Source organism: Paenibacillus sp. FSL K6-3182, from assembly GCF_037976325.1.
Taxonomy (GTDB): domain Bacteria; phylum Bacillota; class Bacilli; order Paenibacillales; family Paenibacillaceae; genus Pristimantibacillus.
In genome coordinates this window covers 1879803-1894033 of sequence record NZ_CP150265.1, presented here as the reverse complement: position 1 = coordinate 1894033, position 14231 = coordinate 1879803, and the positions used below count along the sequence as shown (strand labels likewise).

12 protein-coding genes are annotated in these 14231 nt (G+C 46.4%); 5 read left to right on the top strand and 7 right to left on the bottom strand.

Translation table 11 applies throughout. The features are described 5' to 3' along the window. Positions 1 to 10: 10 nt before the first annotated feature. From MHH56_RS08230 to MHH56_RS08220, 3 genes are all read left to right on the top strand, one after another. Positions 11 to 892, top strand: coding sequence for an AraC family transcriptional regulator (locus tag MHH56_RS08230; protein ID WP_339209532.1), 882 nt, complete (start codon positions 11 to 13; stop codon positions 890 to 892). 109 nt (positions 893 to 1001) lie between these two features. Beyond that, positions 1002 to 2288, top strand: coding sequence for a glycoside hydrolase family 27 protein (locus tag MHH56_RS08225; RefSeq protein ID WP_339207655.1), 1287 nt, complete (start codon positions 1002 to 1004; stop codon positions 2286 to 2288). 279 nt (positions 2289 to 2567) lie between these two features. Next, positions 2568 to 3947 carry a Glu/Leu/Phe/Val dehydrogenase gene (locus MHH56_RS08220; RefSeq protein WP_339207654.1) on the top strand — a complete coding sequence of 460 codons (1380 nt, stop codon included), beginning with the start codon at positions 2568 to 2570 and terminating at the stop codon, positions 3945 to 3947. A gap of 138 nt (positions 3948 to 4085) precedes the next feature. Here the strand turns inward: MHH56_RS08220 and MHH56_RS08215 are convergent, their stop codons facing one another. Continuing rightward, complete coding sequence (locus MHH56_RS08215) at positions 4086 to 5405, bottom strand: VWA domain-containing protein (RefSeq protein WP_339207653.1); 1320 nt, start codon at positions 5403 to 5405, stop codon at positions 4086 to 4088. A 158-nt stretch (positions 5406 to 5563) separates the two neighbouring features. On the opposite strand from MHH56_RS08215, the gene MHH56_RS08210 reads away from it, so the two are divergent. After that, a complete protein-coding gene (locus MHH56_RS08210) occupies positions 5564 to 5866 on the top strand; it encodes a hypothetical protein (protein ID WP_339207651.1) in 303 nt (100 codons plus the stop codon). Between the two features lie 67 nt (positions 5867 to 5933). Here the strand turns inward: MHH56_RS08210 and MHH56_RS08205 are convergent, their stop codons facing one another. The 3 genes from MHH56_RS08205 to MHH56_RS08195 form a co-directional block, all read right to left on the bottom strand. Continuing rightward, entirely contained in the window at positions 5934 to 6896 is a 963-nt protein-coding gene (locus tag MHH56_RS08205; RefSeq protein WP_339207650.1) for an aldolase catalytic domain-containing protein, read from the bottom strand. A gap of 245 nt (positions 6897 to 7141) precedes the next feature. Beyond that, positions 7142 to 7888: a GTP cyclohydrolase II gene (locus MHH56_RS08200; RefSeq protein WP_339207649.1), complete on the bottom strand. Its 747-nt coding sequence runs from the start codon at positions 7886 to 7888 to the stop codon at positions 7142 to 7144. A gap of 31 nt (positions 7889 to 7919) precedes the next feature. Beyond that, the gene (locus MHH56_RS08195; RefSeq protein WP_339207648.1) at positions 7920 to 8684 is read right to left on the bottom strand and encodes a class III extradiol ring-cleavage dioxygenase; all 765 of its coding nucleotides are present in this window, start codon (positions 8682 to 8684) and stop codon (positions 7920 to 7922) included. A gap of 147 nt (positions 8685 to 8831) precedes the next feature. Between MHH56_RS08195 and MHH56_RS08190 the strand changes: the two genes are divergently transcribed. Next, positions 8832 to 9155 (top strand): helix-turn-helix domain-containing protein, encoded by a 324-nt coding sequence (locus tag MHH56_RS08190; protein WP_076267930.1) that lies wholly within the window; start codon positions 8832 to 8834, stop codon positions 9153 to 9155. Positions 9156 to 9226: 71 nt separating this feature from the next. Here the strand turns inward: MHH56_RS08190 and MHH56_RS08185 are convergent, their stop codons facing one another. Genes MHH56_RS08185 through kdpB form a run of 3 tightly spaced genes read right to left on the bottom strand, consistent with a single transcriptional unit; the run spans position 9227 to position 14226 of the window. Next, complete coding sequence (locus MHH56_RS08185; RefSeq protein WP_339207647.1) at positions 9227 to 11548, bottom strand: histidine kinase; 2322 nt, start codon at positions 11546 to 11548, stop codon at positions 9227 to 9229. A 4-nt stretch (positions 11549 to 11552) separates the two neighbouring features. Continuing rightward, the gene (kdpC, locus tag MHH56_RS08180; protein WP_339207646.1) at positions 11553 to 12161 is read right to left on the bottom strand and encodes a potassium-transporting ATPase subunit KdpC; all 609 of its coding nucleotides are present in this window, start codon (positions 12159 to 12161) and stop codon (positions 11553 to 11555) included. A 31-nt stretch (positions 12162 to 12192) separates the two neighbouring features. Next, a complete protein-coding gene (kdpB, locus tag MHH56_RS08175; RefSeq protein WP_339207645.1) occupies positions 12193 to 14226 on the bottom strand; it encodes a potassium-transporting ATPase subunit KdpB in 2034 nt (677 codons plus the stop codon). Positions 14227 to 14231 lie beyond the last annotated feature (5 nt).

Sequence of the window (14231 nt, the reverse complement as noted above, 5' to 3'; positions counted from 1 at the left end):
ATTCCAAGTGATGATGAATCAGCCCTATGGTGTATATGGTTATCGATTTCAAGATCCGCCGCAGCTTCCCATCTATCAGTTATTTGCAACCGGCTATCAGGAGGTAACAGAGACTGACTACTACTGGGACGGGATGAAACGAATTGACGGCCCGCTTTACTTATTCCAATATACCGTCACCGGCTTCGGTCAATTCAGGCTCGGGGATGAAACGCATGATCTCTATGCAGGCAATGCTTTCCTTGTAGAAATCCCCGGAGATCATCACTATTGCTTGCCGCAGTCGAGCGACCACTGGACTTTTTATTTTGTATTATTCCGCCAGCAGCATATGCAAGCGCTGTGGTCTGAGCTGCTGCATACCGTCGGTGCCACACCAACATTTGAGCCTGCAAGCGCTGTCGTTCGCAGCCTTCAACATTTATATGCAGAGGCTCGCAGCAATCGTATTCAGAACAGCTACCAAGCATCATCTCTTATTTATCGTCTTATGATGGAACTCCTGCAATCAAGCACGCTGCAGCAGCAGGAGAAAATGAATTGGCCGCAGCAAATTAAGCAGGCAACTGCTTATATGGAAGCTGAATTCCATCATTTGCAAAGCTTAGATGATGTCGCAGCTGCAGCGGGATTGTCTAAATATTATTTTACGCGAATGTTCACGAAGACGACAGGCATGTCACCAATGGACTTTGTAACGAAGCTCCGAATCGAGAAGGCTGTTCAGCTGCTTAGGAGCAGCAGCCTCACGGTCGAAGAAATCGCTCATACAGTTGGTTACTCGAGCGGCAGCTACTTTAGTAAAGTATTTCGAAGCCGCGTCGGCTTCCCTCCTGCTGATTTCCGCTTAGCCAAGGAGCTTCCTTCAATCGATCGTTTACAGTTCGATTGAAGAGCAATATTTTACATATCAACGCAATAAATTACGCTAGTCATCGACTAACGTTTCGTTTTACGATTGTCGTATAGAGCAATATTACGATAAGAGAGGACGAAATCAAATGTATACAACTTCCAAACATCATCACTATGCAGCAACTCCGCCTATGGGCTGGAACAGCTGGGACTGCTATGGCGCAAGTGTGAGAGAAGACGAGGTTCGCGGAAATGCGGCATATATGGCCGAACATCTGCGAGATTATGGCTGGGAATATGTCATTGTTGATATTCAGTGGTATGAGCCAGGGGCAAATTCATCCCAATATCGTCCTTTCGTTCCGCTTGAGATGGATGAGTATTCCCGCTTGCAGCCCGCAGCTAACCGATTTCCATCCGCTGCGAACGGTCAAGGCTTCAAACCTCTAGCTGATTATGTTCATTCACTCGGGCTAAAATTCGGTATCCATATGATGAGGGGCATTCCTCGTCAAGCCGTTCATGCAGACACCAGCCTGCTTGGAACAAACATAACCGCTCGCCAGATTGCACATCCGAATTCGATCTGCCCGTGGAACACAGACATGTATGGCGTTGATGCTTCCAAAGACGGCGCACAGCAATATTATAATTCGTTATTTGATTTATACGCTTCATGGGGAGTCGATTTCGTTAAAGTGGATGATATTGCCGCTTCTAGAATTTACGGCATTCATTTGGATGAAATCAAGCTTATTCATCACGCAATAGAACAATGCGGCAGACCGATGGTGCTTAGCCTATCCCCTGGTCCTGCTCCTCTTGAACATGCGGGTCCGCTTGCAGAGCATGCGAATATGTGGCGAATGACAGATGATTACTGGGATTTGTGGCACCTGCTTTATGAAATGTTTGAGCGCTGCGAGAAGTGGGCGCCGCATGCTCGGGATGGAGCATGGCCGGATTGCGATATGCTGCCGCTCGGGCATTTGGGCATTCGTTCTGTGGATGGCGGAGGCAGCGATCGCTGGACAAGATTTACACGGGACGAGCAGGTAACGATGATGTCGCTATGGGCTATTTTCCGATCGCCGCTTATGTTTGGCGGTGAAATGCGGGACAACGACGAATGGACGCTGTCATTGCTCACAAATGAGGAAGTATTATCCCTTCATCGGAATGGACGCGGTGCACGCCAGCTTTATCGAGAGCAGGACCGTATTGCATGGACAGCACAGGGCGATGATGCATTGTACGTTGCTTTGTTTAATGCGAGTGATCAAGAGGATACGGTTGCCGTGACGCTTGCGCAGCTTGGTTTAGCCGATGCACCGCTCGTACGCAATCTTTGGACACGCGAGAATCTCGGCAGCTTGAACGAGCTGTCATTCTCTCTGCCTCCACACGGATCGTTATTGCTAAAATTAACATAGCATATTTAATGATCACGCATGGCCGCCAATTGTTTATTCTATCAGGAATTTCTGCTGTTAAACTCGCTCAAATGCTGCTGCAGAGATGCTGAAATGGAAAAACTCCCGTTAATTCCTATAACCATTCGCACATCAAGCTTTCCCTAGTTTTGGCTTATAACGTTCCAATATGTTACAGTTAGAGTTCAAGTGCTAGCGTATCTGCCTCATATCCTTTGGCAATAATACGCTGCAGCTTGAAAAAATCTCATTCCTGAATACATAGGAGGTCGTTTAGTTATGGCAAGCCAAACAGGAGCCATCGTACAGCAATCCTTAAACGCACTAATGGGAGACCCTGCTTTTTTACCAAATTTACAAGCTCAAGCACGTGAGCAAGCTTTCTTATCACTTGCTGCTATTCTTTCCACGCCAAATAAAGTTCATAAAGCTTTTTTGCGCATTACGGTAGATAACGGCAATGTCGTTCGAATTCCGGCCTATCGCATACAGCATAACGATACACTCGGGCCTTATAAAGGCGGAATTCGGTTTCACGAATCCGTAAGCGAAGATGAAGTAACCAATCTAGCTGCGCTAATGACGCTCAAAAACGCGCTTCACGAGGTGCCTTTCGGCGGAGGTAAAGGTGGAGTCGTTATTAATCCACGCTCCTATTCCGCTAGAGAGCTTTATCTCATTTGCAAAAAATACGTGCAATATTTCAGTGACGTGCTCGGGCCTGACAAAGATATTCCGGCACCTGATATGGGAACCGGCGAGCGTGAAATGGACTGGATGATGGCCGAGTACAAAAGCATTCATCCTGGTCATCCTTACCTCGGCAGCTTCACCGGCAAAAGCGTCATTAACGGCGGATCTTTGGGCCGCAGAGAAGCAACCGGAAAAGGCGTTTATTTCACTTTCCGTTACATGCTTTATGATTTTCTTAAAGAGCAAAGCAGCTGGCTCGCCGGCAGCACAAACCCGTTTGTGCAAACCGCGTTAGCGCATGCGGACAAGCCGCTGTCGATCGCCGTTCAAGGCTTCGGCAACGTTGGATCAGTCGCTGCAATGGAAGCATATAAATGCTCTTATTTAAACAATAAAGTAGTAGCTGTAAGTGATCGCAACGTCACGTTGTACAATCCAGACGGTCTCTCTGTCCCTTCTTTGCTTGAATACGCATCGCTTCACCAAGGTGATTTGCCTTCGGACGAAGCCGCACTGTCTGAGCTTGATATGAAAGCCCAAATTCTTGGCCGCGAAGAGGTCCTTTATTTAGATGTAGATGTGCTTATTCTTGCCGCACTTGAGGAGCAAGTTCGCAAGGACAATGTCGATCAAGTAAAAGCCCGCATCATTGTAGAAGGTGCGAATGCCCCTGTCACTGGCGAGGCTGATGAGGTGCTGACTGCAAAGGGCACCATCATCATTCCCGATATCCTTGCAAACGCCGGCGGTGTTATCGTCTCCTATTTCGAATGGCTGCAAGGGAGAGAAACCCAATTTTTTACCGAGGAACAGGTGTATAAGATGTTGTATGAGAAAATGCAAACAACATTAAACGGCATTCTGCCCGCTTTCTTCGGCGACCCTTTCCCGCTCCGTCAAAATTGTTATAATCACGCGGTTATGAAGCTGTCAACCGTGCTGTATCGTCAAGGCAAGCTTTATTAACATGCCTTCCTGACTAGGTATCTGCATGCTCCTTTAAGAGCTTCTTAGTCATAAATGTGACTTTACAGATTCAAATAAAGGGCAATCCCTCAACCAGCTTTGGCTGCCGAGGAATTGCCCTTTTTATAATGAAGAAAACTACTGCTGAACATAACGATTAATGACTTCAACAAGCAAATCATTGAGCAGCTTAACCTCATATTCGCCTACTGCTGGTTCTAGGTGATCACTGCCGATACCGCTGTCATCGGTTAAAAACAAATAGGTGCCGCCCGTCGCTGTTGCCATGAAACGCATCAAATATTCCGTCTCTGCACTCACACCGCTAGAAGCTACAGGTATAATTCTAACCCCTTGCTCTGCCGCATCCTCTGTAAGCTGCTTTATCTCGTCGATAACCTGTGGTTCATCATGAGGCGGTGCGTCTAGAACGAGAAACAGCAGACGCGCTCTAGCATCCTTGCTCCACTCATGCTCATGAAGCGCATCGCGCAGCGCCTGATCAACAGCCTCGGGATAATCTCCGCCCCCATCCGCCTTTTGCTTGCTAAATTGATCTATCACTTTATTTATGTCCGTAGTGAAAGGATACGGCTTAACGATATAATCATCATGCTTATCTTTGTAAAAGTTTGCGCTAATACGAATGCCAAGCTGATTTGCATGCTCATCGGACACTCGCTTCACAACATCCTTAAGCTCCGCTTCCAAATAATTCAGCTCATCCTCCATGGAGCCAGTCGTATCCACAACAAACATAATGTCTACCTGATCTGACAGCGCTGTACTTTTACTTAAATCAACTTTAATGCTGCCTTGCTGTGGGATGTCCATCTCCTGCGTCGTCTTGCTTTCTTGACCCGATTGCACTTTAACAGTATAACGGCCTAAGTTCGCCGTATCACTTTCAAATAAACCTGCATACACATAGGCTCTGCCCTCCGTGTTTGTACGCGCCTTCCATATCGTCTTCTTGCCTGCGTACAGCTCTACCTGTGCATCAGACACTGCTTTGCCTCCAGCTGTGACGATAACCTCAAGGCGGTTAAAATTCCAGAACTGCCATACCCGCTTGCTGCTATCCCCTTCTTGCGAGTTGAGTAAATTGCCAAAGCGATCCCAAGCAGCTAAATCATCCCACTCGCCAGCTGTTAATTGGCCTGCTTGCTCTACTTGATCTGGATTCGAATACCCGCGTTTGCCCCCCTCTTTTTGTCTTAGAGGCTCCACGCTAATGGATTTTCGATCCTCATGACTTGTAGTAGCTTCTCCTTTGCTCGGAGCACCGCTCTCCGAACTGCTTTTGTATTTCATGTCTCGGTTACCACTGTTCGAGGCATCATTCTTAGAGGAAGAGCACGCGCTTAATACAAGCACCAGAGCCACCAAAACAACGGAAATCCAGCCCAATCTTTTTCTTTGTCTAACATCCTTGTTGAGAGAATGACCCGCTTTCATTCTTTCAGCCCCTTTTTATTTATATTTATGTTTCCTAATCTGACGATTATTGGAAGTATAATGTTGCATTAATAAGCCAGTAACATTACAATCGTTAACAGACATGCTGCGAGTCCCATGATCGACTGCATGAAGCAATTATTCAGGAGGACTTCACCTTGGAAACATTCGAATTAATCGCATTTGAAATGACTTATCAGCAAGAGACGATTCAGCTTTCCTTTACTTCCGCTGAGCTCGTTCGAGTTACGGAGTATGGGGATCGATTATGGTACGTAGATATAAATGGCGTTGGCGATCGTGAGCTATTAGCATGGTTTGGCAGAAATGAGGATATCGGAATTGAGCTTACTGCTGTCGCCAGCAGTGGGCAAACCTTCCGAGGCAAAGGCTATTTTCATCCAAATGAGCCTCATCAAGCTGCTGCTGTTCGGGGCGATGGCGAGCTGCTTGAAACATAATTCACACAAAAAAAGAAGCTAAGATAAGTCATGTTAATGACTTGCCTTAGCTTCTTTTGATTTATTATTATTTGCCGTGAGCAATTTCAGGCGTTGTAAGGCGATCATAAAACTCTACGCCTTTATCTTTGTCTGCAGAATCACGAAGCGCCATAGCGGAACGTGGATGCTCATCCAAAATACCTGTAATCATGTAAGGAATGATGTAACCCCACTCTTCCTTCTCGCGAAGCGGAACCATGTACTTCTCGATCATATCAAGGACAGGACGGATGTTGTATTTCGTGTTTTGAAGCTCGGATACCAATAGCTCCGTGTTGCAGTTGCCCGCTGCGCGGCCCATGCCATAAACAGATGCATCAAGCAGCTCAACGCCTTGTTCTGCTGCTAGCAGTGTGTTAGCAAATGCAAGCTGCAAATTGTTGTGTGCATGAACGCCTAGACGTTTGTTAGGCAAATGGTGACGGAACTTGTCAACGAGGTAGCTCATATCGCTTGGCTTCAAGCTGCCATAGGAGTCAACGACGTAAACAACGTCAACTACGCTCTCATTGATAAGCTGGAAAGCTTCAATAAGCTGGTTCTCCATTACGTTAGAGAGAGCCATAATGTTAATTGTCGTTTCGTATCCGCGATCATGGAATACTTTAACCAGTTCAAGCGCTTTATCTACATCTTGGATGTAGCAAGCAACGCGAATCAGATCAAGCAAGCTCTCGCTGCGCGGCAAAATGTCGTTCTCGTCAACACGACCGATATCAACAAGTGCGGAAAGCTTCGTATTTCCTTTGTTAGGGATAACTTTTTTCAAGAAATCATCATTTAGAAAACGCCAAGGTCCTGCACTTTCAGCACCCTTAAGCAGTTTTGGAGAGTTTTTGTAGCCGATTTCCATATAATCGACGCCGGCTTCGTTCAAGCTTTGATACAAATGCTGAACGAACTCGACACTAAAATCCCAATTATTTACGAGTCCGCCATCACGGATCGTGCAGTCAACAATTTTACAGTGGCTTGTTTTTGATTGCATGCTTTGTTACTCCTTTGATGTGAACATGAGTTCATTTTATCTCATCATACTTGAAAAGAAAGAGGAACGCAAAATAATTTTGTCGTTTTATGGTTAATTTAGAAGCAGTTTTGTCTACTCTGCAAACACCTTCTAGGCCAGCGATAGGACATCTACTTTGACTATTATGACCAATGTCCAGACAAAAAAGCCGTCTCAACGATTTAACGCAGAAACCGGCTTCTTTGGCTGCTTTCACAAATAAATTATTTAACAAGCGTATGAGGCTCTTGTCCATAATGACCCGATCGCTTCATTTTCGTTTGGATATATTTTTCATTATAAGTAGAGGAATTGCCCCATAATGGCACTCTACCCGCCACGTTCATGCCCGATTTGCGCAGTGCATCCACTTTCCGCGGATTGTTGGTAATGATCGATACCGGGTGCTTCCTCAGCAGCTTAAGTACAGCAATTGCATCACTATAATCGCGTGAATCATCTGCGAAACCAAGCTCTGTATTCGCATCAACCGTATCGAACCCATCCTCTTGAAGCAAGTAGGCAATCGCTTTACTGAACAAACCAATTCCACGGCCCTCATGATTGGCTAAATAAAAGAGCGCCCCCGTGCCATGCTCTATAATGATCCGCATCGATTGCTTTAACTGAAAGCCGCAATCACATCTTGCGCTTCCGAAGATATCGCCTGTATGGCAGATGCTGTGCATCCGAATTAGCGCGTCTTCATTATTTTCAAAATCGCCATATACGAGAACGCTTGATTGCTGCAGATCCGCATAAGAGAATCGATTTAAATCATCAACGAGCTGCTCGGGAGACAGCTCCTCGCCTGCTTCTTTGCGGAGCCAGCTGTACCAATGAAAAATCTTGGTTTCTCCGTCAAGGTCGACAGGAAGCTTAACAGGACCGATCACATAAATGTCATCATTGCCGCTTTGCGTACGTTTTAGTTTATTTTTAATAAGTGCTGCTATATTAGGTTTAATCATGCTAGTTCACCTTCTCTAAAAGAATACGCAATTAAAATTGCATGCATAAGTAGCTGAGCGTACCAAATTCATAGCTTCGATAAATGACCTTTGGAGCTGACTCTGGGCTGCCGCTGCCTAAAGCTATATATAATGGAACAAAATGCTCTTCACGGGGTACTGCCATTTTAGCATGCGGAGCAAGCTGTTCATACTGAAATAGCGAATTTGTATCGTGCTTATTCATTTTCTCTATTAGCCAATCATCAAACTGGACAGCCCAGCTCTCCGGCTCCTTCTGTCCCCAGTTTACAGCACGAAGATTATGAACGGTCACGCCGCTGCCAATGAGCAAAATATTTTGTGAGCTCAAGCTGCGCAGCGCCTCGCCAATTCGGAACTGCTCCTCTGGAGCACGATATGGATTTACAGAAATCTGCACGACAGGAATATCCGCCTTCGGGAACATATGCTTCAACATCGTCCATGAGCCATGATCCAGTCCTCTTTCATTATCATATGCTACCTGAATATTATTTTCACTCAGCAAATGGCCAACATGCTCAGCGACTCTTACTGAGCCTTTAGCAGCATATTTGATCTGGTAGAGCTCATCAGGAAAACCATAAAAGTCATAAATCGTTTCATATTCATCATCCTTGGATGAAATCGTAACGATATCCGTCTCCCAATGCGCCGTGAAAATAACGATCGCATCCGGCTTTAGACTCGCACCTGTTTGTTTCAGAAATTCGCTATATTCATTTTGCTCGACAGCGAGCATCGGTGATCCATGCGCTAGAAATAAAGGATTCATTGCGGTGCCTCCTTAAATTCACTTACTATTTGTAACTAATTATAATTTTATAACTAAAGATAGTCAAGTAATTAACAATATCCAAGTGTGCTTGTATAAATAAGATATTGGAGTTATACTTATTAGAAGTAAAAAGAGGTGATGCGCATGGATCAATCTAACCTTTGTCCCCGTTTTCAGAAGGGAATGGAACTTATAAGCAAGCGTTGGACCGGCCTTATCATATTCCAGCTTTTGTCCGGCCCGCAGCGCTTCTGCGCCGTTCAGTCCGCCCTTCCGATCAGCGGCAGATTGCTGTCAGAACGTTTCAAAGAGCTAGAGAATGAAGGTATTGTCGATAGACATGTTTACCCTGAAATACCTGTACGCATAGAATATTCATTAACGGAAAAAGGCCTTGCTCTTGAGCCGATTATCCGTGAAATACAAGTGTGGTCTCAAGACTGGATTGAACCGATAACCAAAGTCTAATCCATCCTACACAGCATAAAAGGGATTATCTGCTCAGCGGGGTTTAAGCGCTGACTAGATAATCCCTTTTTTTAATGTTTATCCGTAATCCGGTTCGCCACAATGAGCATATCCATATGACGGCCGGCTTGCAGTAATTCACGGACGATATTGCCGCGAAAGCTTGCATACCACGCCTTTCTGCTAGGCTGCCCGACGATAAGCTGCGTTGCTTTGATGCGATTGGCTGCCGTTAGAAGTGTACCCGCAATATGCTCCCTGCTCTCCGCTTTGGACATTTCAAATACTCCGCCAAGTCTCTCGGTCAACTTCATCAACAGATCACGCTTATTGATCGCCTCGTCTGTCCAAGGTGCGCCATCCTGCACATGATGCACATGCCACTGCGCCTTCAGCCGATACGCGATGCGGAAGCCCCGCCGAATAAGCCGCTCTGCGTCCGCGAGAATATCGATGCCGACAAAGATGACCTCTCTTCGGCGCAGCGTTCCACGCAGCGTCTGATTGCGATCCCATGCTTCAAGCCGTTCATCCACATCATCAGCAAGCTCGCGAAGGGCAAGCTCTCGCAGCGCAATTAAATTGCCCGTCGTAAAAAAAGCACCGAGCGCTTGTTCCACTTTGGCTTTGGCATATATTTTCCCATCTCTCATACGCTGCTGTAGCATTTGCGGTGTCACGTCGATCAGCTCTACTTGATCTGCCAGCCTTATGATCGCATCGGGTACCGTTTCTCTAACACGAACGCCAGTAACCTGTTCAATGGCGTCATTCAAGCTTTCAATATGCTGCACATTCATCGTCGAAATAACCGATATTCCCTTTTGCAGCAAATAAATGACATCCTCATAACGCTTCTTCCTCAAGCTGCCCGGCACATTCGTATGAGCTAACTCATCCACCAGCACAACATCGGGATTTCTGCTAACTATCGCTTCAACATCCATCTCTTCGAGCTGAGTACCTCGATATTGAATCGTTTGCCTAGCGATAATCGGCAGCTCTCCAATCTGCTTCAAGGTATCCTCGCGCCCATGTGTTTCCACGATGCCAATAACAACATCTATACCTTTCTGATACATCATGTTCGCTTCAGCAAGCATCCGATACGTTTTCCCGACGCCTGGCGCAGCCCCGATATATAGATTGAAGCTGCCTCTTCTCATGGATTCCATTTGCTGCTCGCGCTCATCTGGGCTGAACCTTCGAAACAACGCTTTCCGCGAATCACTTCTTTGCTTAACAGGCAAAATCCGCTCGCCTTCTTGCTCTGAGCGGTCTGCCATAAGAAATAAATCGATCTGCTTGAGCTTGCGCAGCACGCTGTCAACAATCGAGCCCTGTTTCAGCTGCTGCCATCTGCTCTGCTTGGAATGGCCCATAACGATGCGAGTAACCTGATGCTCCTCTGCGTACCTTACTAGAGCGGACGGCAAACGACGGCGGCTTTGCAACGGCAGCTCCTCAAATGTGCCCCCTACTTTAACAGTAAGCTTCTTTATTGAAGCTTTAAAAGCCTGCTCTTCCTTGGACAGTTTTTTTTGCGGCTCCTTAAAGGAAACGACTACGACATCTCCATTAAGCCTGCGGGCAATTTGCTGCCCTCTTCTTACATATAAAGAGCCGTTCCAATGATATTGTGCGGTTACCAGAATACGCTCGGAAGCACCCGACGGACCCGTGAGCCCCATCTCCTCCCGATGCTTCTCCAGCGACTCATTGACTCCCTCTGCGACGAGCCGCAGCGACAGCTCTCGCAGAACCGCAAGATTTCCCCGCAGAGAAATTGCAGGATCGGGCTTTACGCCGAGCGTTCCATCCTCAAACCGCTTAAGCATCGTTTCAGGAGATACATCAATCAGCCTAACCTCATCAGCAAGCTCAAGCGTATGAGCAGGCACGGTGCAGCTCGGACGAATCCCCGTCCATTTGAGAACAGCCTGATCTACACCCTCGAGCTCATACACATTGATTGTTGTAATAACGCTTATGCCCTTGCCAAGCAAAAAAATAATATCTTCTAGCCGCGTTTGAAACTTTGCATCTTCTCGATTGCGATGGGCTAGCCCATCTATGAGCAGCACCTCAGCGTCCCTCTTAACCAAAGCATCCAGATCAAGATCCTTTTGCTCTGCACCATCCTTCTGCCAATGGATGCTTGGCACACGCTCGAAAGGTTCAATCAATTCGAGCGTCTCCGGACTCTGCGGCCTAGGAACCGCGCAAAGAACAACATCAATGCCATCTCGCTTCAGCTCTGTTCCTTCTCGCAGCATATGATACGTTTTGCCTGAACCGCTTACCGCTCCAATGAGTATTTTCAGACGTCCTTGATGCAGCTTTGCGATGGAGAGCAGCAGCTCCTCTGGCGTTTTCTTTTTCAGCGGAGCCATATGGCTATTCCCCCAACATTTTTGACAATGCGATATTCAGCTTCAACACATTAACCCGTTCGTCACCGAAAACGCCTAAATCGCGGCCTTCCGTATTTGCTTTAACCAATTGCTCAAGCTCTGCTGGCGACACGCCGGTCAGCTTGCTGATTCTTGCGATCTGTACATCAGCCGACTGTGGCGTAATATGCGGATCAAGGCCTGAGCCCGAGTTCGTAATTAAAGCGATCGGCAGCTGGGAAACCGGTACATCTGGATTTTGTGCCTTCCAAGCCTCAATGGAAGCTTTGGTCCTTTCAATTAGAGCAGGATTGGATGGTCCAAAATTGTTCGATCCAGAACCGGCAGCATTATAGTCAATGCTTGATACACGTCCTTGAAACCATTTCGGATCAACAAAGCTTTGGCCGATCAGCTCTGAACCAACCACTTGGCCAGAGCTATCCTTTATAAGGCTTCCATTCGCTTGCTTAGGGAACAGCAGCTGAGCTGCTCCCGTGCTTGCAAGCGGGTAAATAATGCCGCAAATAATCATAAATATGATGCTGATTCGTAAAGGTATCATTAACGATGACAACTGGAATCGTGAAGTGTTTTTCGCTTGTTCATTCATATAGGTAAGCCTTCTTTCGTGTATGGTTATATTAAATCCATAAATGCACTGCAAAGTCGATGAGTTTAATGCCAACGAACGGAACAATGACACCGCCCAGACCATAAATGAATACGTTGCGGCTAAGCAATTTGGCTCCGCTCATCGGTTTGTACGCTACGCCTTTAATGGCAAGCGGGATAAGCAGCGGAATAATAATGGCGTTAAAAATAAGCGCCGACAGAATAGCAGACAATGGAGAACCTAAATTCATAATGTTTAGAACGCCCATCTCGGGAATGGCAAGCATGAACATCGCTGGAATGATTGCAAAATATTTGGCGATATCATTAGCGATACTAAAAGTAGTCAGTGCCCCTCTTGTCATAAGCAGCTGCTTGCCGATAGCAATGACTTCAATAATTTTGGAAGGGTCCGAATCCAAGTCCACCATATTGGCAGCTTCTTTTGCAGCAATCGTCCCGCTGTTCATAGCAAGACCCACATCCGCTTGGGCAAGTGCAGGAGCATCGTTTGTACCGTCACCAGTCATCGCAACCATTTTTCCTTCGGCTTGTTCACGGCGTATAACAGCTATTTTGTCTTCCGGCCTGCTCTCCGCAATAAAATCGTCGACTCCCGCTTCATGTGCGATGGTTGCTGCAGTAAGCGGATTGTCTCCCGTACACATAATCGTTTTGATGCCCATCTCTCGCAGCTGATCGAATCTTTCCTTCATTCCTGGCTTAACGGTATCCTTCAAATAGATAACACCAAAGATTTGGTTATCAACAGCTACTGCGAGCGGTGTACCGCCTAATGTAGCAATCGTATTCGAAATATTTTCTAAATCGGATGGGATGGTCCCCCCCTGTGAAGCTACCCACTTCCGAACCGCATCGACAGAGCCCTTCCGAACTCGGCGGCCGTTTGCCAGATCAATGCCGCTCATTCGCGTCTCTGCTTTGAATTCAATAAATTCGCCGCCTTCTGCAAGTGAAGCATCATAGCTTAAGCCCTGCTTCTTCATCCATTCAAGCACAGAACGGCCTTCAGGCGTTTCATCCTTAAGCGAGCTAATAGCCGCCCAACTCGATAAAGTTTGAAGATTGCTGCCACCGACAGGCACAAGCTCGCTTGCCATCCGGTTGCCGAACGTGATCGTTCCGGTTTTATCCAAAATCATCGTATTAATGTCCCCTGCTGCTTCAACAGCCTTACCTGACATAGCCAGTACATTAAACTGAGTTACTCTATCCATCCCAGCAATGCCGATTGCTGATAATAGTCCGCCGATGGTCGTCGGAATCAAACATACGAGCAGCGCGATTAATACTGGAATTTCTAAGTGGATACCCAAATAGTCAGCGATTGGTGTCAATGTAACAACTACAATTACGAAAATAATCGTTAAGCTAGTCAAAAGTGTATTGAGCGCAATTTCATTAGGCGTCTTCTGACGTTTCGCTCCTTCAACAAGGGCAATCATCCGATCGATGAATGACTCCCCGGGGTCACTCGTCATGCGCACTTTAATTTTGTCACTCACAACCCTTGTACCGCCTGTAACCGAGCTGAAATCTCCTCCAGCTTCTTTAATAACTGGCGCCGATTCACCTGTAATCGCTGATTCATCTACGGAAGCCAGCCCTTCAATGACCTCGCCATCACCAGGAATCATCTCACCTTGCGTGACGATGAAAATATCGCCTTTGCGGAGCTCCGTTGATGATACGACTACAATAGAGCTGCCGACGAGCTTATTGGCGCTCATTTCCTGCTTAGATTTTTTGAGCGAATTGGCCTGTGCCTTGCCTCTGCCCTCTGCAATGGCTTCAGCAAAGTTTGCGAACAGCAGTGTGAAAAGCAGGATGAAAAACACGGTAATATTAAAGCCTATGCGTTCTTGAGAATTAAAGTAATTTGGAAAAATAGTCATCAGCAGAACGATAACCGTCCCTACCTCGACAACAAACATAACTGGATTTTTCATCATCGTAACTGGATTTAATTTCACAAAGCTATCTATGACGGCATGTTTAACCGCATCTCCCGACAGCAAATTATTCTTCTTATTTTTATTCATTATCG